Source organism: Hymenobacter terrenus, from assembly GCF_000972495.1.
GTDB lineage: Bacteria > Bacteroidota > Bacteroidia > Cytophagales > Hymenobacteraceae > Hymenobacter > Hymenobacter terrenus.
Window position 1 is genome coordinate 682,446 of sequence record NZ_LATM01000001.1, and the last position, 24,983, is coordinate 707,428.

Annotated in this window: 19 protein-coding genes; 11 read left to right on the forward strand and 8 right to left on the reverse strand. The window is 57.3% G+C overall.

What is annotated here, in order from left to right:
- The first annotated feature begins 743 nt into the window (after nucleotides 1-743).
- Nucleotides 744-983, forward strand: coding sequence for a hypothetical protein (locus tag WX88_RS02945; protein ID WP_046242740.1), 240 nt, complete (start codon nucleotides 744-746; stop codon nucleotides 981-983).
- A gap of 732 nt (nucleotides 984-1,715) precedes the next feature.
- Here the strand turns inward: WX88_RS02945 and WX88_RS02950 are convergent.
- The 3 genes from WX88_RS02950 to WX88_RS02960 form a co-directional block, all read right to left on the reverse strand.
- On the reverse strand, nucleotides 1,716-1,958 hold the full coding sequence (locus WX88_RS02950; protein WP_046242741.1) for a hypothetical protein: 243 nt from the start codon (nucleotides 1,956-1,958) through the stop codon (nucleotides 1,716-1,718).
- A gap of 465 nt (nucleotides 1,959-2,423) precedes the next feature.
- A complete protein-coding gene (locus WX88_RS02955; RefSeq protein ID WP_046242742.1) occupies nucleotides 2,424-2,813 on the reverse strand; it encodes a DUF7674 family protein in 390 nt (129 codons plus the stop codon).
- A 416-nt stretch (nucleotides 2,814-3,229) separates the two neighbouring features.
- Nucleotides 3,230-3,835 carry a tetratricopeptide repeat protein gene (locus WX88_RS02960; RefSeq protein ID WP_046242743.1) on the reverse strand — a complete coding sequence of 202 codons (606 nt, stop codon included), beginning with the start codon at nucleotides 3,833-3,835 and terminating at the stop codon, nucleotides 3,230-3,232.
- 704 nt (nucleotides 3,836-4,539) lie between these two features.
- On the opposite strand from WX88_RS02960, the gene WX88_RS02965 reads away from it, so the two are divergent.
- Both WX88_RS02965 and WX88_RS02970 read left to right on the forward strand, forming a co-directional pair.
- Complete coding sequence (locus tag WX88_RS02965) at nucleotides 4,540-5,832, forward strand: hypothetical protein (protein WP_197076646.1); 1,293 nt, start codon at nucleotides 4,540-4,542, stop codon at nucleotides 5,830-5,832.
- Nucleotides 5,833-6,369: 537 nt separating this feature from the next.
- Nucleotides 6,370-6,918, forward strand: a complete 549-nt coding sequence (locus WX88_RS02970; RefSeq protein WP_046242745.1) for a helix-turn-helix domain-containing protein — start codon at nucleotides 6,370-6,372, stop codon at nucleotides 6,916-6,918.
- 207 nt (nucleotides 6,919-7,125) lie between these two features.
- Here WX88_RS02970 and WX88_RS02975 read toward each other — a convergent pair whose 3' ends face one another.
- Nucleotides 7,126-7,590 (reverse strand): hypothetical protein, encoded by a 465-nt coding sequence (locus tag WX88_RS02975; RefSeq protein ID WP_046242746.1) that lies wholly within the window; start codon nucleotides 7,588-7,590, stop codon nucleotides 7,126-7,128.
- A gap of 324 nt (nucleotides 7,591-7,914) precedes the next feature.
- Complete coding sequence (locus WX88_RS02980) at nucleotides 7,915-9,753, reverse strand: basic secretory protein-like protein (protein WP_046242747.1); 1,839 nt, start codon at nucleotides 9,751-9,753, stop codon at nucleotides 7,915-7,917.
- 609 nt (nucleotides 9,754-10,362) lie between these two features.
- On the opposite strand from WX88_RS02980, the gene WX88_RS02985 reads away from it, so the two are divergent.
- The 8 genes from WX88_RS02985 (at nucleotide 10,363) to WX88_RS03020 (ending at nucleotide 19,967) form a co-directional block, all read left to right on the forward strand.
- A complete protein-coding gene (locus tag WX88_RS02985) occupies nucleotides 10,363-11,364 on the forward strand; it encodes an SDR family oxidoreductase (protein WP_046242748.1) in 1,002 nt (333 codons plus the stop codon).
- Nucleotides 11,365-11,596: 232 nt separating this feature from the next.
- On the forward strand, nucleotides 11,597-12,286 hold the full coding sequence (locus WX88_RS02990) for an SIR2 family NAD-dependent protein deacylase (protein ID WP_046243111.1): 690 nt from the start codon (nucleotides 11,597-11,599) through the stop codon (nucleotides 12,284-12,286).
- A 238-nt stretch (nucleotides 12,287-12,524) separates the two neighbouring features.
- On the forward strand, nucleotides 12,525-13,073 hold the full coding sequence (locus WX88_RS02995; RefSeq protein ID WP_046242749.1) for a metal-dependent hydrolase: 549 nt from the start codon (nucleotides 12,525-12,527) through the stop codon (nucleotides 13,071-13,073).
- Nucleotides 13,074-13,125: 52 nt separating this feature from the next.
- Nucleotides 13,126-14,460 carry a metallophosphoesterase gene (locus tag WX88_RS31300; RefSeq protein WP_231590615.1) on the forward strand — a complete coding sequence of 445 codons (1,335 nt, stop codon included), beginning with the start codon at nucleotides 13,126-13,128 and terminating at the stop codon, nucleotides 14,458-14,460.
- A complete protein-coding gene (locus tag WX88_RS03005; RefSeq protein ID WP_449404334.1) occupies nucleotides 14,370-16,697 on the forward strand; it encodes a TonB-dependent receptor in 2,328 nt (775 codons plus the stop codon). Before WX88_RS31300 ends, WX88_RS03005 begins: the two co-directional genes overlap by 91 nt.
- 133 nt (nucleotides 16,698-16,830) lie before the next feature.
- On the forward strand, nucleotides 16,831-17,850 hold the full coding sequence (locus WX88_RS03010) for a sensor histidine kinase (protein WP_046242752.1): 1,020 nt from the start codon (nucleotides 16,831-16,833) through the stop codon (nucleotides 17,848-17,850).
- Between the two features lie 261 nt (nucleotides 17,851-18,111).
- The gene (locus tag WX88_RS03015) at nucleotides 18,112-18,906 is read left to right on the forward strand and encodes a LytR/AlgR family response regulator transcription factor (RefSeq protein WP_046242753.1); all 795 of its coding nucleotides are present in this window, start codon (nucleotides 18,112-18,114) and stop codon (nucleotides 18,904-18,906) included.
- Between the two features lie 71 nt (nucleotides 18,907-18,977).
- A complete protein-coding gene (locus WX88_RS03020) occupies nucleotides 18,978-19,967 on the forward strand; it encodes a Ppx/GppA phosphatase family protein (protein WP_082115844.1) in 990 nt (329 codons plus the stop codon).
- Between the two features lie 151 nt (nucleotides 19,968-20,118).
- On the opposite strand, the gene ppk1 is transcribed toward WX88_RS03020, so the two are convergent.
- The 3 genes from ppk1 to gyrB all read right to left on the reverse strand — a co-directional run bounded on the left by ppk1 (nucleotide 20,119) and on the right by gyrB (nucleotide 24,983).
- Nucleotides 20,119-22,449, reverse strand: a complete 2,331-nt coding sequence (gene ppk1, locus WX88_RS03025; RefSeq protein WP_082115812.1) for a polyphosphate kinase 1 — start codon at nucleotides 22,447-22,449, stop codon at nucleotides 20,119-20,121.
- A 55-nt stretch (nucleotides 22,450-22,504) separates the two neighbouring features.
- A complete protein-coding gene (locus WX88_RS03030; protein ID WP_197076670.1) occupies nucleotides 22,505-22,888 on the reverse strand; it encodes a RidA family protein in 384 nt (127 codons plus the stop codon).
- Between the two features lie 100 nt (nucleotides 22,889-22,988).
- The gene (gyrB, locus tag WX88_RS03035) at nucleotides 22,989-24,983 is read right to left on the reverse strand and encodes a DNA topoisomerase (ATP-hydrolyzing) subunit B (protein ID WP_046242755.1); all 1,995 of its coding nucleotides are present in this window, start codon (nucleotides 24,981-24,983) and stop codon (nucleotides 22,989-22,991) included.

Consider the following 24,983-nt stretch of genomic DNA (forward strand, 5'->3'; position numbering starts at 1 on the left):
GCTTGGAAAATTACCAGGGGAATTGGGGCGGTAGTGAGGGAGGAAATCTGCTACTTTTCAAGTGGAAGAGATTGGGCCGGTGATGGGTCTTTCGGCCTTTGCACCCCTCCTTTTCCCATTCAGTGTCCGGCTGCTAGGTATTTAGCTAGCTCCTGACACCGTTTTACCTCAAGCGGTGAATCATAACCGGGACGGAAAACGGCACTAAAGCGGTACACCGCCCCCGAAAAGAAATGAAGTACCTAAAAGTGGTCCAGACAGTAGTTTTCAGGGAGCTATTTTCAATCCTGATGCAGGCTCTTCGGCCTTATGGAACTGTCCAACGTCGCCCAAGAACAGGGAAGGGATGCTCATTGCAGACGGGCTGTAAAAATGCCCTTCACTCTAATCCATCTTATTCCTCCCTGTCACTGTCAGCACCTGAATGTAAGCCCGAGGTAAACGTAGGACCGCTCTAAGCAGATTTTCGGGAGAGCTTAGCGTGCAAATCCGTCCTCTTTGCGAGAAAGCCTCGGATACCGCAAAAGGTCTCATTTGAAGTCCATAATCACAGCAGCAATCCAAAGTTCTTACAGGTATTTTTTTGCAGATTTTTGGCATTATCATTCAATAACTTGCAGAATATTCAGGTAACAAATTTTTAATTGATACTACGGTTGTAAGGCATGGATTTTATACAAGTCTTTACAGTGCTAAGCTGCTGCAATGAGCTGCGCAGCCAATCTACCTTTCCTCTTGTTGCTATGACCAAACTAATCCTCGCTCTAGCTGACCAAGCCGCCGAGTTTCCAGAAAAACGCGGGACCTGGAGCCAGTTCAAATTGTGGTTCCGCCCTTCCGCTACGGCCGTGTGCGGGCTGCTGGCCGCGGTGGCACTGGTGACTGCCCAGGCCCCCACCGCCCTCGCCCAGCAGTGGGAAGTGATGTCCATCACCAATCCGATTGCCCTTAGCCCGGGCAGCGAGGGCGGGCAATGGGTATAAGCTGTGGCAGCCGATGGTGCCGACGGCCAGTTTCTGCTCTACGGCACCGACGCGGGCGGCCTGTACCGCAGCCTCGACGGTGGGGCCCGGTGGTGGCCCTGCAACGTAGGTTACTTATCGTCCACTAACCGCAGCCCCAGCCCTGGACACTTTTTCCCAATAGCTGAGTTTACCACCAGCCTTCATCAGGGTGTCAAGGGGCAGTTTCTGGGGCTGGTCGCGGGCGTGGCCGGTATTGGGAGAGTGGGAAAATGCTGTACCTGCTGGCCCATGTGTACGATGAGGCCTACTGGCGACGCATCCTGGTGCAGCTTGATCCGAGCATGGGATAGCACGCTCGGACCCAAGCCATCTTTGATGGTAACAGAGGGGAGCTAGGGGGTACTACCGGGGCAAAAACTGCGCTAAGCCGATTGGTATCTTCCCACGCAACCGTGAGGTTGCTTACTGCTTGGTGAGACGGCAACACCAGACGCACGATTAAGCCGGAAAGGCTACTAATTGCTGGCCCGCTTGCTTCATCAAACGTGCTGCTATTGCGATGCCAGCCATATGTGTTGAGAAATAGGGCGCTCGGGCTTACAGCAATTTTCACCCTGTTACAACGAGAACCCACCACCTGCTCAAGGTCGAATCCGACGCCGTTGCGTGGTTGACGCAGGTGCGCTAGCCGAACAAGCCTGTTCCGCCGGTCTTGTTCCTGCATCAGGGCCAGAGTCTCGTCGGTGCTCGTCAGTGGGTGCGGCTAGCCGGCGGGGATGGGCTCTGCTCGCCGAGCGCCCGCCCGATCTTAGTCGGGTTGACGAAGGGAGCCGAACTCGTGGGGGCCAGCGCGGTGGTATCGGAGACGGCCGCTGTATCAATTGACACGGGATGGTCGCCGGTAATGGGCTGGTGGTTCGTGGCAGGCACATCATTGCAGGCTTCGAGTGCGCCACCCACAGCCAATAGCAGGATGGTATGAAAATACGTCATCAGGATACGGATAGGAACAAAGGTGTTAGCTTCAACGGGTACACCGGTTCAGGGTTCAGCGGCGCATACCCGAAAAAGGCCGATTTTGGACTTTGTTTGCTGTTCGTCAAATCCATCCAGTCGCAAACGCGACTTTGGCACCAAACTTTTAATCAAGGCCATTTTGCTCTCGAGCGCTACCGCCTACCAGAACCCCCTTTCGCTGTACTCCCGACTTCTGTGTGAAGCCACGCCCCTATGAGAGAACTGACTGAAAAAGAGGCCTACCAAACGGTAGCCTTTATGGAAAAGCTTGTTGTAGGCTTGTAAAGGGGTCCGCTCAGAAAACGGAAGATATAGCACGTTAAGCGTGTCCACATCGATAGCGGGTGTTCAAAAGTGTTCAAAAAAGAAATCTAATTTGAACGCGCTAACTGTCCGTTAATTTGAATTACCCTTTACTTGTACCTATGGATTGCCTCTCGCTTACCAAGGCGGCGGCGACTGCCCGAGAGGTGGATTCGCTTTGCACAAACGCAGCAACTCGGCTCCCTGCGGGCTTAAGTAACGAAGGGATTTCTTGTAGTAAAACGCTGAAATCAGGGCCAGTTTTTCCAGGACACCCTCCCAGGCTACATGCAGCAAATACTCATCGGTACTGGCCAGCCACCGGTTAAGGAACGCGAAATAGCGGCGGTATGCCCGCTCGTCCCCCTGGTCCAGCAAGGTGAGTAAATGGCTGCCGAACTCCCACCCCACGCCGTACAACCACCCCTCGCCAGCCAGATAGTCGCGAAAATCCTCACTATAGGCCACAAATTCCGGCAGCCTACCCCGCAGCTTATTGGCAAAGTTGGCCTGGGTCATGTGCTTCATGGTCCAAGATAAGCGTTGCCCGAAGAGGACTCTTCCTCTCACGCGTTACAGCACGCTTGATGGTTTAACCGGATAAATGAGGTGGTCTTCGCGCTGGTTAGGATAAGTTTATCTTCGGCTCTTTCCGATAAACTACTAGCAGCAGCCTGCCAACAAGCGCCTGCAAGCTACTGCTGCACCTGGCGAGTTTAAGAAACTCGTCTACGAATCAACGTTTACGAAACGTCCGCTGAGGATGAGTTTCGTAAACTCGGTGGCCTCCAAGAAACGGTCGTTTTCTGGAGGGTTGTTGCAGGTGCCCAAACGGCCCGGAAACGCGGGTTTTCCGGGCCGTTTTTTCATACCGTTTATTGGAGGGGTGGAGAAGCCGTTTTGCTACGTGTCCAACTCGATGTGCCCGTTCACTAGAACGAGCGTTATTTTTTTTGCCCCTTCCTGCCGCCTGTATTACAATACTTCGCGAGGTAGGCCTTCGCTCGTTGTTGATTATGGCGTGCAGCAGCGGCCCAACAAGTGCAATAGCTTGTATCATGTCGGTTAAACTTTGCTAAGCCCAAGTAAAAGAAGTCGTCTGCGTAGTCTGGAAACTGCGTGTCATTCGGCCCCAAACCTCCAGTTTCATAATCCGCCAGTGCTTGGTCGTAGTCCCTGCGGATTACCGCCAAACGTGCAAGTTGGAAGCGGGCTCTCGGAAACTTGTGATAGTAGTAAATGGCGCTGTCGGTATCAACGCGCGCGGCGGTCGTGTCCCCGGCCTTCAAGCGCGCCCGTCCCCGATAGAAGTAAAAGCTCTCCATGGGGGTAGAGGGCAAGCTTGGGGAGAGGGTTCGGCGGCAAACCGCCAGGGCGGTAGTGTAATCTTTGATGGCTTCAGGCAGGTGGTTTGTCGCCTCCCATGCTTCTCCCCGGTCCCCAAAAAGATACCCGGCGTTGTAGGTTGGCTCCAAGGCAATGGCTTGGGTAAAGTCCGCAAGCGCCTTTTCCGGCTGGTCCGTTTTGGCGTATTCGTTGCCCGCCGCCACAGGGCCCGAACGTTAGACGGCTCAATGCCGAGCGCTTCGGTATACAGCCGGATAGCTTCTGTTCCGGTGGTTTCTTCCCCTTCTTCGACCAATGGGGCAGCTGGTTTATGGGAGCAGCCCCAAACTGCAAGGAGCGAAATACAACAGAGCAGACGAATCATTGGGAGTATGAGAAAACGGTAGTTCAAATTAATGGACAGTTAGCGCGTTCAAATTAGATTTCTTTTTTGAACACTTTTGAACACCCGCGCGAAGGCCCCATAAACGCGGTTTTTGGAGCCTCTTTTTCAGAGAGTAATTTGAATACCCGCTATCGATGTGGACACGCTTAACGTGCTATTTTTTTCGTTTTCTGAGAGGACCCCGTGAAGCCTTGGGCGACATTACACCGACAACGATGAAGACTTAGCCTGGGGGCTGCTGTACATGTTTCGGCCCGAAATAGTGAAGGGGGCCACGCAGGTGCGTCAAACGCTACTCGGTAAATACAACACCGAATTGGCAGAAAAGGAAGACCAAGATGAAGTTGAAAAACTGCTCGCAGAATTGACTTACCAAAAGGCGCCACCCCCGACCAGTTAGCTCGCTTCCCAGAAAATCGACTCTAAGAAGCAGAGATAAACGATTACGCGCCTTAATTTGGACGGGCCTCGTTCACCTTCCGCCCCTTTTCCGCGAGCTCCAATCCCCTGATGTTTTTTTTTGTGCGCAGAACAAATGGGATGCTCGGGAGCATCTTCGCCATTGGAGTACTGATGCGGCTGTTACTATTTGTTTATAACCGGGTAGAAAACAGCTACGACAATCACCTCGAACCCATTTTGTACTATGTCGAGCACCAGCAGCGCCCGGCCCCGGATGCCTGTTGGCAATGCTACCAACCCCCGCTTTATTACGTGGTGGCCGCCAGCGTATACGAAGGCGCCTTGCGGGTGACTAAATCGACCTATCGTGCGGGGAAAGCCGTCCAGGGCATCAATACGGTACTCTCCGTGGCCACGCTGGCTTTAATCATCCTGCTGATTAAAAAGCGCTTTCCCAACCAACCGCTCCTGGTAATGGTCCTCGCCGCAGTGGCCGCGGTGCTGCCGCGCGACATCTATGCCTCGGCCATCATCAGCAACGACTATCTATTGGTTTTTCTCACGACCTGTAGCGTGTGGGTGTACTTGCGACATGTAGCGCGGCCCGCCACCGGTTCCCTGGTGGGCCTGTGCGTGTTGGCCGCGACGAGTGCTCTGACCAAACAGCACGGGCTCCTGGTACTGCTGTTGCCGGGGAGCATTTTGCTGCGGCGCGCCCTGCAGCGGTCCCCTTTCCAGGGCAGGCCCCTGCTGCAGCCAGCCGTCCTGCTTTCCCTGCTAATCCTGGGGCTTGGGCTGAGCGATGAGCTCTGGAAATACCAGCAAACGCAGGTACTACTGGTCAGCAACCAGCATTTCTTTCCCATGACCGACAAGCAGCCGCCCGGCAGTGTCCGGCTGCTCGACCTGCATTCCTTCCGGCTCCCGGCCTTGCTGCGGCACCCTGCGCTAAGTGAGGCCACGAACTCGTCTTATTGGACGGTGCTGTTCGCTAACACGTGGTTCGACTACGAATTGCTGTTTGTCAAGCCCCAGTTCAGTCGGGCATTCGCCGGCATCCCGTATGTCTATGGCGTGGGCTTGCTTTGCTGCTTTATCTGGGGAGCCCTGCACGCCCTCACCAACCGGCGGCTTCGGTCCTTGCCCTGGGCGACGGTTACCCTGGCTTGCGTAGCCGGGTGCTTTTTTCTGGTGCCCTTGCTTCAAACGCTCCGGCTGCCGTACTTCTCGTCCATGAAAAGCCAGTTTATTTTACCCGCGAGTTGTGTGTGGGTGCTTCTTTTGGGGTATGCGCTGCGCGAAATCAAGCTCTTGCGGGTGCCGGCCGTTGCCTATAGTGTCGTTGCTTTAACGGTTGGGATTGGCTTCGGTCATGTGGTCTACCTGGTCACCCATCTGAGGTGGTTGCCATAAATTAGATGTCCTTTGGAAGGCAGGGCTTACGCATCAAAAAGTGGACAAGTGCCTTTGCTGTATCTGGTGCCGTTTTACAACAATATGTGCCCTCATGAGCTAGAAAGGAAGTATCAATTTTTTGATGCGCAAGCCCTGCTTCGGAAGGGGGTTTAGCGCCTGTTAAAAATTGGCCATGGTTAAAAGTTTGGTACCAAAGTCGCGTTTGCCCGTTTCCTCGACCAGGCGGCGTATCAAAACGCCGTTGGGGGCACGTTGTTGGTAATTTAGGTTGCCAAAACCGGTTTCGGACACCGCTTTGCGGCCGTCAAGGGCCGGACACCAGTGAGATATATTCAAACGGCGCGGACGCCGAGACGCCAAGGGTGGCGTCTCTACAGCGGGCGGGCACGCGTGGGCATCAACTATAATAGCCTCTAAAGAACACCTTTTTGCTTTCGCTTTCTGAAGCCCCTTGAGAAGCGAAAGCAAAAGAAACACGTATTTGCTTTCGCTTTTTTACGTTCTCAAAAATCTGAAAGCAAAACCACCTTCTTTATGGCTGCTCCTACTTCCGCATCCGCGGGCCTACTCCCCCGCCTACGCGCCTTCTTCGGGCTAAGCCAGTCCGGACTAGGCCAGTGCCTGGGGTTGAGCCGGGTGATGGTTTCTCAGGTGGAACGCGGCATTCGCGGCCTACCCCTGCCGGCGGCCCTACCCCAGGCAGCCCTGACATTGGCCCTGCACACTACCTCGGCCGAGCCGGCCCCCGAAGACCTGGATACCGTGGCCCTCTTGCGGCACCAGCGCGCCTGCCAACACCGGGCCGACCAACTGGCCTTCGAGTTGAGCCAATTGCCGGAGCGGGTGGCCTGGGCCCGGCGCCGGCTGGCGGCGCTGCCCACCCTGCGGGCAGCTCTGGCCCCGGCATCCTCTACCCTTCCGCTCTGGCTGGCACACTTCGAATCGGAGGCCCGCGCCGAGCTGGTTCGAAGTGGCCGCACGGCCCAGGCGCGGCTGCAGCTGCGTCGGGCGGGGCTGCTGGCAGAGGCGGCCGAAGCCGGCCGACTGGTAGCGGAGGCCCGCGCTGAAGCAGAGAAAAAATAAGGCTGCTTCAGCGCGGGCTTTCGCCACCAGCGGGTCATGCTGAGCGGAGTCGAAGCATCTCGCTCGCTTCGTTGGCCGATTGAGATTAGTGGTGGCACGCGAGATGCTTCGGCTCCGCTCAGCATGACGTGCTAACTCAGTATGACGTTCTGGCGGCTTCGCGCTTCAAGCGAACTGGGGCGGCCCCACACTATTACCTCATTCCTCCTACGACAGCAGCCGCGCCTGATGCGCGGCATTGAGTAAGGCTGGCGCGTTTTTCAGCGTGGCCAGTACTACCTCCTTGGCCGCCTGTTTCAGTTCGTCTTTGCTGATGTCCCTCGTTTCTTCGAGCACCAGGTCCGCCAGGGCCTGGAAGGCGTGCGTCAGGGCCTTGCGGCGCGGCCGTTCTGCCTGCAGCTCTTCGTACACGATATCGAAGTGGGCCCTAATCTTCTTGCGCTTGGTGCGAAAGACCGACTCGTTCGCAACCTGCGGCTGGATGCTATCGAGCAACGCCACCAAGGGCAGCAGCTTCGTGGCCGTGGCCGCTACCGCCCCGCTGAGGCGATACCGCCGGCTACCGCTGCTGGCTGCTTCGGGCGCAAGTGCCCCGGCTAGTGCCAGGGCCTCTGCCGGAGGAGCGGCAGCAGGGGCTTCCTCGCCGGGCAAGTCGTCGTGACTTGAATCCATATTACTGCGTAAGAGAAAGATTGTAGGGCTACCAAGGTAGCAAGATAGAAACAAGCATTCAAGGTGACCGATAAGGTCGGCGGTGACGCCTACCAGGAGTTCGATACTTTTGAGGAATTGGCCGAGCAATTGTTCAAAAATGCATTAGAAATCTTCGATGATAAATAAGAGGAAAAGCCTGTTATCATGGCACAAATGAAATGCCTCACCGCTGGCAAACACAAAAAAGGCTCCGACCAATAGGTCGGAGCCTTTTCAGCTTTGGGAAAGTCCCGGAGCAGGCGCGTGCGGCCTACCCCATCGTAGCAGAGTAATGCGAAAAGCCTACCTGCAAATCAGCACTTTTTCCTTCTGGACGCCGCCTTTGCGGTCTTGAATGACTACAAAGTACAGGCCATCGGCCAGCGTCGAAATATTTACTTTTCCGGCGGCGGGGCCAACCGATGACTTGATTAGGCTGCCAGTAGTAGAGTAGAGGTTCACAGCACTGATTTCGGCAGCGCCCTGAACAGCCAGCGTATTCCCATCAACGAATACGGTGAAGGGGGCGTGCGATTCTTCGCGTTGGTCGCTCAACGCGTCCCCGTGGGTCTGAGTAGCACCGGCGGCAGGCATGCAGGGGTACTTTTCCATGGCTAAAACGGCGGGAACATTAGGCGCTTTGGCGCCGCGCAGGCCCTGCCTGCCGTTGCGAATCCAGGTTTGGTACTCGTTCCAGAGTGGCTGCACGCCCACGCCCAGGATATCGCGGCAGGCGGCATCCCACGACCAATTGGCGTAGGTCCGGGCCGTGTTCTGGAATTTAATCATGAAGTCGGGGTCCTTCTTCAGCGCCATCCAATAGATGAAGAAACCCGAAGTAGTGTAGCCATTTCTCCAGTTGCCCCCCAGTTGAGGGGTTCTGCCCGGATGAAGACCGACCGAGATACGGACGGCATCAGCCAGCCCTTCGATGAAACCGTAGAATTCCGAACTACCGTCGTACTCGCCCGCATTTTTGGGCTCGTACTGATACCCGTGCGTGCCCTCGTGCGAGAGAATACCCAAAATCTCGGTGCGAATGGCGTTGTAGTCGCCGTTGGAGTTGTTAAAGACATTCTGCAAATGACGCGTGCTCACCCGAATAGAGATTACGGGTGGCGCGCCCGATTTCGACGCCACGCCATCGTAGTCTTCAATCGTGAAATTTAGCCTCGTGAAGGAGCGCACGTTGTCGTTGGCATTGTAGTGCAGCTTTTTAACGAGCGTTAGAATCTGGGCCCGCATGTCCGCTACCGGGTCGGGAATGGCGGTGCGAAATACTTGCGACCCAGGGCTTGAGGGAGACAAGTCCCTGAATACAATTTCAGGATATTTGAAACTTTCCCAGCCGCTGGCCGTCGAGTCATTCACCTGAATGGTCACCGGGGCCGAAGCGGGAGACACGGTTCCGGTGCTGGCAGTCGCCTTCGCCGTCAGCACGTAGGTGCCGGGCCGCACGCCGGCCCAGGTGTAAGAAAAGGGAGCCAGCGAGTCCACCGCGATTCTGGTGCTGCCACTAAAGAAGTCTACTTTCCGCACGGTGCCGCCGCTGGCAGTAGCACTAGCGGTGATGGTAATGCTCGCCGGGGCCGTAAAAACGGCATTGTTGGCCGGGCTCGTAATCTGAGCCTGGGCGCTGGGGCTTACTGGCAAGCTGGTGTAGATTTCCCACTCCGCCAATTGAAAAGTTGGGTAGGCGTTGGTGCTGGCCTGCAAGCGGTAGTAGAGATAGGGCGTGCTGTTGGTAAAGGAAAATTCTTTTCGTAGGAAGCGGCTAGCAAAGACCTGATTGCTGCGAGTGTCCAGCGTGGTCCACGTGTTGCCATTGTTGGAGCCCTGAAAGGTCCAGCTACTGGGGTCACGCTCTTTAACGTCATTGGCCGACGTCAGAGCGTATTTGGTGACGACTGCGGCGCTCGGGCTTTGAAATTGCACCCACCCCGAGGCATGGAAGGTGAGGTATTTGGTGGAGGTCAGGTTATCGGTGAGTTTCCCGATTTCTTCGCCGAGTGGTGAGTCATCGTACTCCGCACTCACCACGCCCCCAGGGCTGTTGGTAATATCCTGCTGGGCCAGCGCCGGTGTGCCGGCCATCAAGGCCATTGCCAGCAGCAGATGTTCGATTGTGTTTCTTTTTTTCATTTTGTTTTCGTTAGCTCGTTAAAGTAGGAAGGGTGTAAAAAAGGTGTGTTGCTATTTAGGCTGTTTTCATTGGCTGGGCATTAAATTGAAGGGAAATGAAACGTGATTTTGTGCTGTTTTCACTCATTTGCAAAATGAATTACTGCGGAAGCGAACCCAAATATAAAATACCTGATGGGATATAAAAAGAGAATAAAAATTCTTGACCTATCATTGGATATGAGCAAGTTATAAGCAAAACAATCCTTTAGATTAAATTTCATAATAAATAGAATTATCCTCGCAATACAGTTTAATACATCATCATTAGTCAACATTGAGCCAATGCTAACAAGAACTAATAATGGGGTGCCATCTACTTATTAATTTGTACCTCATGGTTTATTATTTCTACTCTTTTTTGAATTAAATCAAAACAACCGCAGAAGCATTTTAATATTCACCAAATAATACAGTGCAAGTGCAGCTTCATTTTGTAAGGTGTGTACAGAGGAGTACGCTATAGCATTTCCGGCCGTCCTGCCCCGAAATCACCCTCATCAATAACCCCTGCCGCGCTAAGCCGTTAATCGACGGACATTCTCACTTATTCCTCCTTTCTACTAGCTCATGCAGCAACAGAACCTTCACGGCGCCATCGTCGTCATTACCGGAGCCTCCAGCGGCATTGGCCGCGCCACGGCCTTCACGTTTGCCCGGCACGGGGCCCGGCTGGTGCTGGCCGCCCGGCGCGCCGATGTGCTGGCCACCGTAGCCGCCGAATGCGAACAACTCGGCACCGAAAGCTTAGTCGTTCCCACCGACGTGACCGATTCCGGGGCCGTCCAGCTGCTTGCCCAGGCGGCCTTCGCCTTCGGTGGCCGAATTGATATCTGGGTCAATAATGCCGGCATCGGCGCGGTTGGCGCCTTCAACGCCGTGCCCCTGGAAGCGCACGAGCAGGTAATTCGCACCAATTTATTCGGCTATTTATACGGTGCTTATGCCGTGCTGCCTTATTTCCAGCGGCAGCAAAGCGGCATGCTTATCAACGTTGTCTCGCTGGGGGCGTGGCTGCCGGAGCCTTTCACCGTGTCGTACAGCGCGAGCAAATATGGCCTGCGCGGCCTCATGGACACCATACGCACCGAACTGAGCGGGCACCCGAACATTCACGTCTGCGACGTGCACCCTTCCTACATCGACACGCCGGGCTTCCAGCACGGGGCCAACTACACGGGGCGCCTCATCAAGCCCGCCCCGCCCGTGTTCTCCGCCCAGAAAGTGGCCGATACCATCGTAGCCCTGACCCAGCACCCGCGCCCCTCTACCATGGTGGGCTGGACTGGCTCGGCCCTGCGCATGGCCTACTCGCTCATGCCCAGTGTCACGCGCCGGGTTGGCCTGCGATTGATGCAGCGCTACCTGCGGCAAGCCGAGCGAGTACCGGTCACCGAAGGCAGCATCTTTTCGCCGACGCCGGTGCCCCATGGCAATGATATTTCCGGTGGCTGGGGCAGCACTTCCGGCCAAGGTAGTAAGTGGCTAGGCATGGCCCTGCTAGCTGGCTTGGTCGCTGGCCTGTACGCCCTGGGGCAAGGCAAAAGCGGCACAGACAATTCCGGAGCTTGACCTCACCCCTGGCCCACGCCGCTTGAAACCGTCATGCTTCGACAAGCTCAGCATGACCAGAAGACGACTTTCTGAACAGCTTTTAGCTTCGGGGTGCCAAGCACTAAATCTTCTTATTTGATTCCCGGACCCGCAGTTTCACTGCGGGTCTTTTGCGTTCTTTACGCTGTTGTACTGCAACGACACCAGAAATCTATTCAACGACCGCCTGCCGGACTACTCCTACTTCGTTATGCCCGCTACTAAACATTTAGTCGTTCTCACCGGCGCCGGCGTTTCTGCCGAGTCCGGCATTCGCACCTTCCGCGACACCAACGGCCTCTGGGAAGAGCACCGCGTCGAGGATGTGGCCTCGCCCGAAGGCTTTGCACGCAATCCGGCGCTGGTGCTTGATTTCTATAATCAGCGCCGAGCGCAGGCCCGCACGGTAGCGCCCAACCCTGCCCACCTCGCCCTGGCCGGCTTCGAGGAGGCACCCGGCTGGCACGTCACCATCATCACCCAAAACGTGGACGACCTGCACGAGCGGGCCGGCTCTACCAACGTCATCCACCTGCACGGCATGCTAAACAAGATGCGCTCCGTAGCCGACGAAACCACCGTCTACGACTGCCCCGGCGACATCCACCTCGGTGACCTCGCCCCCGATGGCCGCCAACTGCGCCCGCACATCGTGTGGTTTGGCGAGCTGGTGCCCGCCATCGAGGAAGCCGCCGAAGTCACCTCCACCGCCGACGTGCTGCTGGTGGTTGGCACCTCCCTGCAAGTGTACCCGGCGGCTGGGCTGCTGCACTACGCCCCAGCCACCTGCCCCGTCTACGTCATCGACCCGCACCAGCCCGAAGTATCTGGCCGCGGCGTGCGCTACGTGGTGGAGCCTGCCAGCACCGGCGTCCCCAAGGTGCTCAAGGAGCTGGCATGAGCTGATTGAACTAGGGTATGTGGGCTATTTGAACAGGTGTGAGCTTAGCGGAGCGTCACTCGTGCCCATCCATGATGAAGAGGCTGCGCCTTCCCTGCCGCGCCAGCGGCAATCTATATCTGCGCCGCAAGGGTCGTTCCAGTAGAGTCGTTCTACGGGAGGCTGCGCCTTCCCCGTATATTCGGCACGAGTTACGCTGCGCTAAACCTGCGCCCGCCCAAGTTTCATTCATTAAAATATGGCTTCCGCATTTGCCCACGCCGCCCTTGGCGCCACCCTGGGCAAAATTCTGCTTCCTAACCATCGGCACTGGCCTTCCTGGGTGGCGGCGGCCTGCTGCGCCGCCCTGCCCGATGTGGACGCGCTCGGCTACAAGCTCGGCGTTCCCTACGACAGCCTGTGGGGCCACCGGGGGCTCACGCATTCGCTCCTGGCGGCGGCCGTAGTGGCGGTGGTGGGCGCAGTGCTTGGGCAATTGGCTACCCCCAGCCGGCGGCCACCGGCCGGGCGGCTGGCGCTGCTCTTCCTGGCCACGGCCTCCCACGGCGTACTCGATGCTATGACTACCGGCGGCCTGGGCGTAGCTTTTTTCAGTCCCTGGGATTTGGAGCGCTATTTCTTCGGAATCCGGCCCATTAAAGTGTCGCCCATCGGCATTAAAGCTTTTTTCAGTGGCCGTGGGTTACGGGTATTGGCCAGCGAGGCCATCTGGGTGGGGCTACCCTGCCTGGCCACCTTGATGCTGCGCAAGGCTTTGGACAAAACAGCGTCGAGGTCTTTATCGTAGCGGCTCTTACTTTTTAGCTCGACAGCCGTAAGAGGGCGGATAAACTGCCTTTATGCACCGCATTTGCGCCTTCTCCCTGACGGCGGCTTCCTTACTGTTTGCCGTTGCCACTCAAGCTCAAAGTTTCCCTCCTGCCCACACGGTTTTTCTGCTGGGTAATACCGCCCAGACCAATCTTCCTACCGAGCGCCTCCGACAACTGCGCCAGACCCTGGAACAGCAAACCGGTCCCTTCACTGTGGTGCACCTGGGCGACATCGTGGGCAACACCGGCTTGGTAGCCAATGGAGAAACCGCGCTGGCCCAGGCCGAACGCAGCCGCGCTGATGCCCTCATTGCCCTGGTAAAGGGCTTGCCGCAGGGCAAAATCTACTTCCTGCCCGGCGATAAGGACTGGGCCAACTCCGGCCCGGACGGCCTGAAGGCCGTGCGTCGCTTGGAGAAGTACATCGAGCAGCAGCTGCCGGACCAAAACGCCTTCCTTCCCACCAATGGCTGCCCCGGCCCCGAAGTAGTGGACGTGGCCCCGCTGGTGCGGCTGGTAGCTCTGAATACGCCGTGGTTCACCCACCCCTTCGACCGCCCCGAGGCGCCGGATACCGATTGCAAAACCCTCACGAAAGAGGAGTTTCGGGAGCAGCTGCAGGATATTCTCGACGATACCAAGGGCAAAAACGTGCTGCTGCTGGGCCACCACCCCGTGGTTAGCAACGGCGTGTACGGCGGCCACGAGCCCCTTGCGCACCATCTGAGCCCGCCCGTGTTCGGCACCATCTACGCGGCTTACCGCCAAAACGTGGGCACGCCCCGCGACCTGGCCAACCCGCGCTATCAGGAATTGCGCAAAGAGCTGCTCAACACCCTGCAAGGCAACCCCGGCGTGGTTTACGCCGCCGCCCACGACTACAGCTTGCAGCTCACGCCTGTGCAGGGCAACTACCACCTGGTGAGCGGCAGCTTTGCCGAAAGCCAGCACGTGGGGGCAAAGGGTTCGGCGCTCTACAGCGCCTGCTGCAAGTCGGGCTGGGTTTTCGAATTGATAAGTAGGCAGGACTTAGCCACTCTGGGGCCGGGGGTGAGGTTGAACGACAAGCCGATACTACCAGCAATACGCCCTGCTTCCCACCTGCCTTTTCCGTCGCTTCGCCCCCCAAGGCTCGACGTTTCGGCCCAAATCAGCTTTCAGCCGCTTACCGCTTCGGCCACCTTTGGTGCATCAACCAATCACCAAAGGATATGCGCAAGCTCTTTTACATCTTTATTCTCCTGCTGGCGGCCGTGGGTTTCAGGCCTGCCGTGCAGGCCCAGTCCAGCACAGCCACCCAAACCGTGCGCGGCACCGTGCTCGATGCGGCCGCTAAAGCGCCCGTCATTGGGGCGACAGTAGTGGTGCTCGGCGTGGAGCCCGCCCTAGGCGCTAGTACCGACGTAGATGGCCGCTTTCGGCTGACGGGCGTGCCGGTGGGTCGCATCAAGCTGCGCATCAGCAGCGTGGGCTATGAAGACTTGCTCCTCAACGAGGTAATCGTTAACGCGGGCAAAGAAGTCGTGCTCGATTTTAGCCTGACCGAACGCCTCACCAAGCTCGATGAGGTACAGGTGGTGTACAAACGCAGCGAAGACCGCAACGTGACTAACAACGAGATGGCCACCGTTTCGGCCCGCCCCTTCTCGCCCATCGAGGCCAACCGCTACGCCGGCGCCCTCGGCGACCCGGCCCGCATGGCCCAGAACTTTGCCGGCATAAGTAGCGCCAACGACTCGCGCAACGACATCGTGGTACGCGGCAACTCGCCGGCCTCGCTGCTCTGGCGCCTCGATGGGGTGAACATTCCCAATCCCAACCACTACGGGGCTCAGGGCACCACTGGTGGCCCGGTTTCGATGCTCAACAACAACCTGCTGGCCAAGTCCGACTTTCTCACCGGCGCGTTTCCGGCCGAGTATGCCAACGCCCTGGGCTCCGTGTTTGACCTGCGCCTGCGCAAGGGCAACGACGAGAAACGCGAGTTTCTGGGCCAAGTGGGTTTCAATGGCGTAGAGCTAGGAGCCGAGGGGCCTTACTCCTCCAAATCGAAGGCCTCGTACCTGGTAAATTACCGCTATTCGCTGTTCTCGCTGCTCAAGGCGGTGGGGTATGAAATCTCGGGCACACCCGAATACCAGGATTTCACCTTCAAAACCGACCTGCCCGTGGGCCAGCGCGGCAACCTGAGCCTTTGGACCTTGGGCGGCCGCAGCAACATCACCTTCCTGGGCAAGGACGTGGACTCGACCCAAGCCGACGTCTTCGGCGACGAAAATACCAACGGCCGCTCACGCTTCACTACCGGCATTGCGGCGGCCAGCTACGAGCACCGCCTCTCCGACCGTACCGTGGCCAAGCTCACGCTCTCGGCCTCCCGCACCACCCAGGAGTTCAACCAGGACACGATTATCTACGCCAACGGCCGCCGCGTGCTGTCGGAAACCCCGAACTATGACGCGGATTTCACCCAGGAAAAGCTTTCGACCAACCTGTCGCTGACCCACAAATTCAGCGCCCGCGACCGGGTATCGGCCGGCGTCATCGTCGATTTGTTGCAGTATAAGTACGCTAGCGGCTACACCTTCCCCGAGCGCCGCATCGAGCGCGACGCCAGCGGCAACACGGCTCTCTCGCAGCTCTACGTGCAGTGGAAACACCGCTTCACCGACCAGCTTAGCCTGAATGCCGGCGCCAACGCCTCGCGCTTCGAGCTAAACGGCAGCACCGTCGTGGAACCCCGCCTCGGCTTGCAATACCAGGTGTCGGCGGGCAGCACCGTCAGCCTGGCTTATGGCCTGCACAGCACCTTGCAGCCGCTGCTCACCTATTTCTACCAGACGGAACAGACCGATGGCTCCTACGTCCTCACCAATAAGGACCTAGGCTTTACGCGCAGCCACCACCTCGTGCTGGCGTACGACCGCCAGCTGTCCGACAACCTGCACCTGCGCGTGGAAGGCTACCACCAATGGATTTTTGACGCCCCTGTGGAACGCACCCCCAGCTACTTCTCGCAGCTGACCCAGGGCGTGGATTTCGGGCCTACCAACAAGGGCAACCTCGTGAACGAAGGCACTGGCCGCAACTACGGCCTGGAGCTGACTCTGGAGCGGAGCTTCTCTCACGGCTACTATTTCCTGCTCACCGGCTCGCTGTTCGAGTCCAGGTACAAAGGCAGCGACGGCGTGGAGCGCAACACGCCCTTCAATACCCAGTTCGTAGCCAATGCGCTGGTGGGCCGGGAATTTCGTGTGGGTTCACGGGGCAATACCTTCACTGTTAGCCTTAAAGCAGCCACCACCGGCGGCCGCTACGTTACTCCGATTAACCTCGAAGCATCGAGCAGTATCCGCACCGCCGTGTACGAGTACGACCGGGCTTTCTCGGTGCAGCAGCCCAATTATTTCCGGGCCGACATGAAAATAGGCTACAAAATCAACCGCGCCCGCCTCACCCACGAAATTGCCCTGGACCTGCAAAACGTGTCGGCTAACCAGAACATTTTCCAGCAAGCCTACAACCCACGCACCAACGCCATCGGCACGGCTTACCAGCAAGGTTTCCTGCCCGTGCCCTTCTACCGCCTCACGTTCTAACTTAGCGGCTGAAAGATTGATTGACGAACGTTCTGCTTTATCGGGCATCCGCTTGTCGAGGCAGAACGCTCCTTCTTCATTAGCATCTTCTTATCTTTCAGCCTAACTACTGCCTTTGCCTAGAATAATTACCATGAACGATAAATGGGCCCGGATTATAGGTGCGCCGGTAATAGCGATACTGATGCAGTTCGTGCACGACGGCCCCGCCGCCTTCAACGACTGGCACACGCTCCTGCCCCACGTGGGGGTGAGCTTGACCATCACGGTCACCATCTGGGAAGGCATCCGAGGCATCCTGGTGCTGATGCGGCGCCTGTTTCCGCGCTACGACCAGACGGGCCGACGCCTGCTTTTCCAAACCCTTAGCAGCTTGGTCTACACCTACCTGGCTACCGTATCCCTGAACTGGGTCCTGCAAGTAGTCGTCGGCATTGTGCTGTGTCCCCAGGGAGAGGTGTGGCATAACTACCTGGCCAACCTTGTGCCAACGCTCTTCGTGACCTCCCTCTACGAAAGCGCCCTTTTCTTCGGCGAGTGGAAAAAAAACCTCCAGCGCTCCGAAGCCCTGGCCCGCGCCGCCCTGCAAACCGAGCTCGAAGCCTTGCAACGCCAGCTCGACCCGCATTTCCTCTTCAACAGCCTCAACACGCTCTCCGCCCTCATCGACGACACCAACGCCGAAGCCCAGCGCTTCGTGGAGCAGCTCTCTGATGTGTACCGCTACGTGCTGCTCAGCCGCGACAAAACCACCGTCACTCTCTCCGAGGAGCTGGCATTCGTGGATGCCTACGTGGCCCTGAATAAAACCCGCTTCCGCGACGACCTGCTGGTGGAACACCACATTGCCCCCGGCGCCGGTGCCGGCACCGTAGCGCCCCTCAGCGTGCAGATGCTCATCGAAAACGCCTTAAAACACAACGTCATCTCCCCCGAAAACCCGTTGCGCGTCACCCTCCAGGCCGAAATGAGCCCCGCCAACGCCGGCTACGTGAGCGTAGCAAACAACCTGCAACCCAAAACCGGCCTCTCCACCTCCACCAAAGTCGGCCTGCGCAACATCATCGACCGCTACCGCCTCCTCACCCAGCAACCCGTGGAAGTAAGCCGCGAAGCCGGCTTCTTCACTGTACGCCTACCCTTACTAAGCTAACTGAACGTCACACTCCCCTCCTTACCAAGGAGGGGATGTTCAGCCGCTAGGCTGAACAGGGGTGGTTGTGGGCGTATGAGTTATTGAACGAGGGCTGCGCGATACCCGAACCAGACTCGCGCATGGAGTAACCCAAAAAGTACCCGCGTAGGCCGTTCCACCATCGTTCAACGCCTACAACCACCCCTGTCCGAACCTTCGGTTCGAACATCCCCTCCTTGGTAAGGAGGGGAGTTTTTCGGTCTTCCTTCACCCTGCCTCATGCAAATTCTCCTCCTCGAAGACGAGTACCCAGCTGCCGAGCGCCTACAGCGGCTGCTGCGCCAAGCCGACCCCAGCGCCGAAGTGCTGGCCGTCCTGCAAAGCGTGGCCGCCACGCGCCAATGGCTGGCCTCCAACCCCGCCCCCGACCTCATTCTTAGCGACATTCAGCTCAGCGACGGTCTCAGCTTCGAAATATTCGAAGGTCTGGCCCTGCGCAGCCCCATCATATTCACCACTGCCTACGACGAGTACGCCATCAAGGCTTTCCGGGTGCGTAGTATCGACTACCTGCTCAAGCCTGTGAAATTGGCCGACTTACAAGCCGCCCTGAGCAAATTCCATGACCTGCGCCCCAGCTTCTCGCCCAACGAAAGCGCCCAGCGCCTCGAACGCCTACTCGACAGCCTGCCCCTGGCCGGCAAGCCCTACAAAACCCGTTTCCTGGTGAGCAGCGGCTCCCAATTGCTCCCGCTCGATGTCGACCAAGTGGCCTACTTTGTCACCCGCCATGAGCTCACCACCATCGTAGCCCACGACGGCCGCCGCTTCGTACTTGACTACACCCTGGAGCAACTCGAACGCCTGCTTGACCCCCGCCAGTTTTTCCGGGCCAACCGCCAGCTGCTGCTGCACCTAAGCGCCGTGCGTCGCCTGCATCCCTATTTCAACGGCAAATACAAGCTCGACCTCCACCCCGAGGTCAGCGACGAAATGTTGGTGAGTCGCGGCAAAGCCAGCGCCTTCAAAGCTTGGCTCGAAGGCGAGTCCAGCCCGGTGCGAACCACGTCCTAGCCTGCTGGGGTGCACTCAGCGAGTGGTCAGCCCTATCTTTGGGCCTTCTGCTCACTTACCCCTTCTTGACTGTGAATTTTCCGCTGCGCAAGCTCGCTGCCATTGATATTGGGTCTAACGCCGTGCGCTGCCAGATATCGGCCGTACTGTATTACGAAGGCCGCTACCGTCTCAAACGCGTTGAGTACGTACGTTTTCCCATGCGGTTGGGCGAAGATGTATTCGCCATTGGTCGCATTTCGCCGGCCAAAGAAGACCAGTTTGTCAAGTTTCTCCACGCCCTCAAGCTGCTGATGGAAGTCCACGGCGTGGCGCACTACCTTATCTGTGCCACGTCGGCCATGCGTTCCGCCGCCAATGGCCCCGAAATAGTGGCCCGCGTGCGCGAGCAGTTGGGCATGGAAATCAAAGTAATTGACGGTCAGGACGAAGCTTTCTACATCAACCGCGTCATCGAGCACGTGCTGGAAGATAAGCGCCACTACCTGCACATCGACGTGGGGGGAGGCAGCACCGAATTCAACATCTACCACGACCGCCGCAAAGTAGCCGCGCAGTCGTTCGAAATTGGCTCTATCCGGCGCATGCAGCAGGAAGAGAGCGGCGCCGCCAGCACCGACGCTCAAAACGAGCTCTGGGCCCGCATGGAGGAATGGGTGCGCACCAATGCCCGCACCTACCACGTCACTCGCGCTATCGGCACCGGCGGCAATATCAACAAGCTCTACAGCCTCACCCCCGCCGCCCCCAACAAACCGGTAACGCGCCGCAGTATCGAGACTACCCTCGCCCGCCTCGCCAGCCTCAGCATGAGTGAGCGCGTGAACGTGGCCATGCTCAACCCCGACCGCGCCGACGTCATCGTGCCCGCTGGCCACATCTACCTCTCCGCCATGCAGTGGGCCAACGTCAACAGCATGGTTGTGCCCGACATCGGCCTGAAAGATGGCATGCTACAAGCCCTGTTCGAAGACTATTTTGACGAGCTGAGCCCCGAGGCTGGCCACCCTGCTCAACTACCAGTACCCGACCTCCAAAACACTCCTGCCGAACTGGAATAAAGAAGATAAAAGGAAGGCCCTCAGGTTGAGTAAAGCAATGCTTCGCTCAACCTGAGGGCCTTCTTTCATTTCCTGGTTCACGCCTATCGTTGCCGGCATCGCCGAATTACGCTACACTTTGCCTACCGGCACCACTGAGGCCCACTTGGTACTAATTAGTCTCGCCGATGGTCGCCGGGTGCGCTATTTCCGCCTCCCCACCAGCTTCGGCGCCGTCAAAGTCGTCAGCACCGAAGCCCGCGTCGCGGTCGCCACCCAAGGCCTCGCTGCCGGTTACTACGGCTGCCTGCTCGTCGGCAACCAGGGCCTGCTCCTGGCGTCGCGTCGCTTGCTGGTACAATAGAGCCAGCAAGCCTTCGGGCGTGGCCTGCGCCAACTGCGCTTCATCGCGCTTAAAAAAGTCTTTGTGCACATTAACGACCGGCTCACCAGCGGCGGGCCGTTGTCGTACATAGGCCCCATCCTCCCGCATCACGTAGCTATTCTGATTGTCCAGCATATTCATCATCAGAATATTGATAGCCTCGCGCTTAAGTTGCGGATTCACAATCAGAAACAATGCCTCAATGCGCCGGTCGAAGGACCGAACCATGATATCGGCCGAGCCGGCATATACCCGGGCTTCGCCGCCGTGGTGGAAGTAAAACAAACGGGTGTGCTCCAAGTACTCGCCCACAATGCTGCGCACCTCGATGTTCTCGCTCAAACCGGGCCGCCCCGGCCGCAGGCAGCAAATGCCACGCACGATGAACCGGATGGGTACCCCCGCCTTCGCCGCCTTGTAAAACTCGTCGATAATCTCCTTGTCTTCCAGCGAATTCATCTTCATCACGATGCCGCTGGGCAGGCCTTTTTTCGCATGCTTCACTTCCTCCCGAATGAGGTGAATGAGCTGCTGCCGCATGTCCTTGGGCGCCGTGATGAGGTACTCGTAATCGTCGGGCTGCGAGTGCCCGGTGATTACGTTGAAAAACTCCGATACGTCGTGCCCGTAGGTGTCGTTGGTCGTGAGCAAGCTCACATCGGTGTAAAGACGAGCCGTTTGCTCGTTGTAGTTCCCCGAGCCAATGTGCACATAGCGCGTCACCTTCTCTCCCTCCTTGCGGATAATCATGAGCAGTTTGGTGTGCGTCTTGTATTTACTCACGCCATAAATCACGAAGCAGCCGGCTTTCTCCAGTTTGGCACCTTCGCGGATATTTCTCTCCTCATCAAACCGCGCCTTCACCTCAAATAGCACCGAAACGTGCTTGCCATTCTCGGCCGCCTTCAGTAGCGCGGCCGAGACGCGGGAGTCATCGGCCAATCGGTAAATGGTTTGCTTAATGCCTAGCACGTGCGGGTCTACAGCAGCCTCTTCCAGCAACCGCACCATGGGCTCAATGCTATTGTAGGGGTGGTGCAACAGCACATCGTGGTGCTTGAGGTACTCAAACATGTTATCCTCGGCACCTTCCGGCAGGCTCAATGGCGCTACGGCCGAGGGCTGCTTGGCCGTCTTCCCGCGGAAATTAGGGTGGCGCACAATCTGCCACAGGCCTTTCAGATCAATCAGTGAGTTGATTACAAATATGTTACCGTTGTCAATGTTCCACCGCTCGCGCAACACGTTCATCAGCACTGGCGAGGCATTGGGCTCTACTTCCACACGCACCACGCGCCCGCGCTTGCGGGTTTTCAGGCCGACCTGAATTTCTTTGATGAAGTCGTTGTCGATGTCGTCTGACTCTTCCAGCGTGAAGTCGCCGTTGCGCGTGATGCGGAACAGGTTGGCAGCCACAATTTCCACGTTGCGAAACAGTCGCGGCAGAAACTCACGCACTACTTCCTCAATAGGCACAAAAATGACCTTATCCTTGCGCATAAGCTCAAAAAACCGGGTCAGGTTTTGCGGAATTTGCACGAAAGTAAGCCGCTCCTGTCCTTTCTCGGTTTCGCCGTCCAGCCCCGCCGCACCGTTACCAATCCGGGTGACCACGCCAAAGATGAGCATTTGGTTCATCATGAGCGGGAAGCCGTGATAGGCGTCGTACACCATCGGTGTGAGCAGCGGAAACACGGTGTTCTTGAAATAGCCATCGGCCTTTTTCACCTCTAGTTCCGTCAGGTCCGACATTTTCAGAATGTTGAAGCCATTCTTTTCGAAGTTGGGCTTTAGCTCATTCAGATAAGTCAGGCTCTGGTCGTTCACGAAACGGTGCGCGAAATCGAGCAGCTTGCGCCGAAACGGCAGCTCCCGCAGGCCTGAGTAATCAATCCGCTCTTTCCCGTAATCAAGGTAATTGTAGAGTGACCCCACCCGAATCATGAAAAATTCGTCCAGGTTCGAGCTGGTGATGGCCAGGAATTTGAGCTTATCAAACAAGCCGCGGCTGGCATCCTGTACCTGGTCAAGCACGCGATAGTTGAACCGCAACCAACTCAGGTCGCGGCTGATGTACTTGCTTTTGCGGATGAGGTCGGCGGACTTGAAGAGCTTCATGATGACAAATGGAATACAGGGCAAAATACGTAAAAACGGCCCTGGAAATAATGATTTACGCGGAAATAATGGCCGTAGCTTCAATCTCCACCAGCAACCGCGGGTCAATCAGAGCCTTAACTTCCAGCATGGATGCGGCCGGACGAATAGCGCCAAACACCTCCCCATGCGCCCGCCCTACGGCCTCCCACTGGGAGATATCAGTTACGAACATCCGCGTGCGCACCACATCCTTGAACGTCGCGCCTGCCTCCGTTAGTGCTGCCCCTATCTTTTCAAGAACGCGCTTGGTTTGGGCGTAAGCATCTGCGCCCGTCACCACATCACCATCTTGAGCCGTAGTACCGGCTACTTCCACCACGTTGCCCACGCGCACGGCTCGTGAGTAACCCACAATGGGCTCCCAAGGTGCGCCTGAAGATATCAATTGCCGCATCAGTTCAAACTAGAAAAAGTAATGATTTATTTTGGTGTAGCTCTACGCTGTCTTGAAAACGAAAAGGCCCGCTTTGCAGCGGGCCTTTTCCGAGAGGTGTTGGTTACACGTCCAGTTTAGCGTATTTGGCGTTCCGCTCGATGAAGTCGCGTCGTGGGGCTACTTCATCGCCCATCAGCATGGAAAACAGGTGGTCGGCCTCGGCGGCCGATTCTACCGTCACCTGCTTCAGCGTACGGGTCATGGGCTGCATGGTGGTGGTCCAGAGCTGCTCAGCGTTCATTTCACCAAGCCCTTTGTAGCGCTGCACGTTCACAGTTTCGGGCTTGCCCCGGCCCATCTCTTCTTGGGCCGCCATGCGCTCGTCCTCGGTCCAGCAGTACCGCTCCTCCTTGCCGCGCTTCACGAGGTAAAGCGGCGGCAGAGCGATATAAATAAAGCCCCGGTCGACCAGCTCGCGCATATAGCGGAAGAAGAAAGTCAAAATCAGCGTACGAATATGCGAGCCGTCGATATCGGCGTCGGTCATGATGATGACCTTGTGGTAGCGCAACTTGCTAAAGTTTAGCGGCCCCGATTCGGTACCATCATCCTCAGTAGTAAAAGCCAACGACTTGCGCTCATTGAAGCTCACACCCAGTGCGGTAATCATGTTCTTGATTTCCTCGTTCTCCAGAATGCGGTGCTCCTGGGCTTTCTCCACATTCAGAATTTTACCGCGCAACGGCAGAATCGCCTGAAACGCCCGGTTGCGGCCCTGCTTGGCCGTGCCACCCGCTGAATCTCCTTCGACGAGGTACAGCTCACAGATTTCAGGGTCTGACTCCGAGCAGTCGGCGAGCTTGCCCGGCAGGCTGTTCGACGAGAGCACGCCCTTGCGCTGCACCATGTCTTTAGCCTTACGGGCGGCGATACGGGCCTTAGCCGCCAGAATCACCTTCTCCATGATTCGGTTGGCCTGGTTGGGATTCTCCTCCAGATACTCGGTCAAAATCTCCCCAACCACGGAGTTCACCGCGCCGCTCACGTCGGAGTTACCGAGTTTGGTTTTGGTTTGTCCTTCAAATTGTGGCTCGGCTACTTTCACCGAAATAACGGCCGTCAGGCCTTCGCGGAAGTCGTCGCCCGTGATTTCTACCTTGGCTTTCTCAAACAGCTTATTCTTGTCGCCGTAAGTCTTGAGCACCCGCGTCACCGCTGAGCGAAAGCCTGCCACATGCGTGCCGCCTTCGATAGTATTGATATTATTAACGTAGGAATAGACGTTTTCCTGGTACGATGTATTGTACTGCAGAGCTACTTCCACTGGCGTGCCACCCTTCTCGCTCTCGACGTAAATGGGCTCCGAGAGCAGCGACGGCCGCATATCGCCATCAAGGTACTGCACGAAGTCGCGCAGCCCGCCGGTCGAGAAAAACTCTTCACTGCGAAATTCGCCGCCTTCCAGCTTTTCGCGGCGGTCAGTGAGGGTGATGCGGATGCCTTTGTTGAGATAAGATAGGTCGCGCAAGCGCGAAGCTACTGTATCGTAACGGTACTCTGTTTCAGTGAAAATAGTGGCATCGGGCAAGAATTGCACTTCTGTACCGTGCTCGTCGGTGTCGCCCACCTCTTTCACGGGGTACTGCGGGAAGCCGATTTTGTACTCTTGCTCATACTTGTGACCGTTGCGACGCACAGTCACCTTCAAATCGGTGCTGAGGGCGTTCACGCAGCTCACTCCCACGCCGTGCAGGCCACCCGAGACTTTATATGAGCCTTTATCGAACTTGCCGCCGGCGTGCAGTACCGTGAGCACCACTTCCAGAGCCGACTTGCCTTCCTTAGCATGCCAGTCCACGGGAATGCCCCGGCCGTTATCGCGGACGGTGATGGAGTTGTTCTCGTTGATGGTGACATTAATCAGGTCGCAGTGCCCAGCAAGGGCTTCGTCAATCGAGTTGTCGACTACTTCCCACACCAAGTGGTGTAGGCCTTTCATGCCGGTATCGCCGATGTACATGCTAGGCCGCTTGCGCACGGCCTCCAACCCTTCTAGTACTTGAATACTGTCGGCGGAATAGTCCGACTGGGGGATTTTCTCTTTCGTTTCGCTCAT

Coding starts and splice junctions, on each gene's coding strand:
- WX88_RS02945 (WP_046242740.1), top strand. CDS start 744: ATGACCAAACTAATCCTCGCTCTAGCTGACCAAGCCGCCGAGTTTCCA.
- WX88_RS02950 (WP_046242741.1), bottom strand. CDS start 1,958: ATGACGTATTTTCATACCATCCTGCTATTGGCTGTGGGTGGCGCACTC.
- WX88_RS02955 (WP_046242742.1), bottom strand. CDS start 2,813: ATGAAGCACATGACCCAGGCCAACTTTGCCAATAAGCTGCGGGGTAGG.
- WX88_RS02970 (WP_046242745.1), top strand. CDS start 6,370: ATGGCTGCTCCTACTTCCGCATCCGCGGGCCTACTCCCCCGCCTACGC.
- WX88_RS02975 (WP_046242746.1), bottom strand. CDS start 7,590: ATGGATTCAAGTCACGACGACTTGCCCGGCGAGGAAGCCCCTGCTGCC.
- WX88_RS02980 (WP_046242747.1), bottom strand. CDS start 9,753: ATGAAAAAAAGAAACACAATCGAACATCTGCTGCTGGCAATGGCCTTG.
- WX88_RS02985 (WP_046242748.1), top strand. CDS start 10,363: ATGCAGCAACAGAACCTTCACGGCGCCATCGTCGTCATTACCGGAGCC.
- WX88_RS02990 (WP_046243111.1), top strand. CDS start 11,597: ATGCCCGCTACTAAACATTTAGTCGTTCTCACCGGCGCCGGCGTTTCT.
- WX88_RS02995 (WP_046242749.1), top strand. CDS start 12,525: ATGGCTTCCGCATTTGCCCACGCCGCCCTTGGCGCCACCCTGGGCAAA.
- WX88_RS31300 (WP_231590615.1), top strand. CDS start 13,126: ATGCACCGCATTTGCGCCTTCTCCCTGACGGCGGCTTCCTTACTGTTT.
- WX88_RS03010 (WP_046242752.1), top strand. CDS start 16,831: ATGAACGATAAATGGGCCCGGATTATAGGTGCGCCGGTAATAGCGATA.
- WX88_RS03015 (WP_046242753.1), top strand. CDS start 18,112: ATGCAAATTCTCCTCCTCGAAGACGAGTACCCAGCTGCCGAGCGCCTA.
- ppk1 (WP_082115812.1), bottom strand. CDS start 22,449: ATGAAGCTCTTCAAGTCCGCCGACCTCATCCGCAAAAGCAAGTACATC.
- gyrB (WP_046242755.1), bottom strand. CDS start 24,983: ATGAGCGAAACGAAAGAGAAAATCCCCCAGTCGGACTATTCCGCCGAC.